Raw genomic sequence first — 1364 nt, 5'->3', positions numbered from 1 at the left:
CGGATTTCTCCGCCGGGATCTCCGGGATCACCGGCTCCATCTGATCCGGAACGTCTTTCTTAGTTTCTTCTATCATTTCTCTGTCTGACATGTATGTTCTCCATCACCCCGTCCCATAGACGGTTATCGCATATTGTTACAATTTTTGCTCTACCCGTAATTGTAACAATCCCGGCAGAACCTGTCAAATTTTTTCCGCCGGGATTTATGATAAATTTCTGTCAAATTTCTTAAAAAATTACATCTGCTGCCGGAATCCGGCTGAGACCCGGATCTTTTCCCGAAGCTTACGCCTCTTCACTCTTCTTTCCAAGCGTCTGGAAGTGTTCCATGTTGCCGTAAAGCTCCTTGATCCGTGCAAACTCCTCCTTGTCCAGAAAACTCAGTTTTCCTCTTCCGAATGCCTTCGCCGACTCGATCATAAACCGGGCTGCCTCATCCAGATCTTCCATATGGGTAGCTCCCGTTGCACATCCGGCAACGGTCGTCTCCGTCGTGATCGCAACGCCTACCACCGGGGCTTTTGTCGCCGTCGCAGGCTGCAGGATGCTGTTTAAATGGAAGATTCCATTTCCATAAGGCGTGATATCCTGCTGTGTCAGAGCAAATACATAAGGAAGTTTTCCTGTTGTCATCTGCATCACATCGAGAAGATCCTCGCTGACTCTCAAAATATATCCCTGACATACCGTCGGTGAGATTGCGAATCCACGGTGGTTGATGATCCTGTTTCCCTTTGTGGTATCCACAACCAGAACTGCGTCCAGATCGTCCGTCACTTCCTCCTTATTCACCTGCCAGGTCTCCACCGGGGAGTTCATAAACGGCACCGGTTCATGGGGAGCTGTCGGAGCGTCCGGGCAGACATGCGTAGATACGAATACGTCGCCCTCAAGGAAATCACCCTTTGCCTGCATTCTGAGAAGCTTTGCGGCAACCGCTAACGCTGTCAATGCACCGTCACCGTCGGAGACAAATCCGATCTGTTCCGGTCTTGCCCCCAGACCGCCGAGGCGTCCGAGAATGCCGATCGTTCCAGCGTTGCCGCCCTTTGATTTTCCGTTTTTTCCCGGAATCAGGATTCTCACCATATCTGTATGGCCTTTTGGTCCTTCAAGCGGATACGTTTCCACCTGACACATGGGATCGATGGATCTAAAATACTCCACCACCTCGCTGCCGGACGCTGATGCGCTGTCTAACATGTCAAATAATTCGATCAATTCTTTGTACAACATAGGCCATCTCCTTTTCCCGGTCTCTTATAAGACCGCTTGTTATTTTGGGGGATATTGTAACTGTTCAGTACCCTCACAGTTACGCGCAAAAATCCATTCCAAATCGGCTGTGCCGATAGGATTTTT

The 1364-nt window shown here is 49.7% G+C and carries 1 protein-coding gene; it reads right to left on the bottom strand.

The window, feature by feature from the left end; all coding sequences use genetic code 11:
• Window positions 1-287 precede the first annotated feature (287 nt).
• Complete coding sequence (locus tag PUQ60_RS11270; RefSeq protein WP_117484586.1) at window positions 288-1238, bottom strand: DUF1177 domain-containing protein; 951 nt, start codon at window positions 1236-1238, stop codon at window positions 288-290.
• Between the last annotated feature and the right edge of the window lie 126 nt (window positions 1239-1364).

Source organism: Clostridium sp. AF02-29 (assembly GCF_934835585.1).
GTDB classification, from domain to species: Bacteria; Bacillota; Clostridia; order Lachnospirales; family Lachnospiraceae; genus Otoolea; species Otoolea fessa.
The sequence above is the reverse complement of the archived record's forward strand: the minus strand, read 5'-3'. Positions and strand labels throughout refer to the sequence as shown.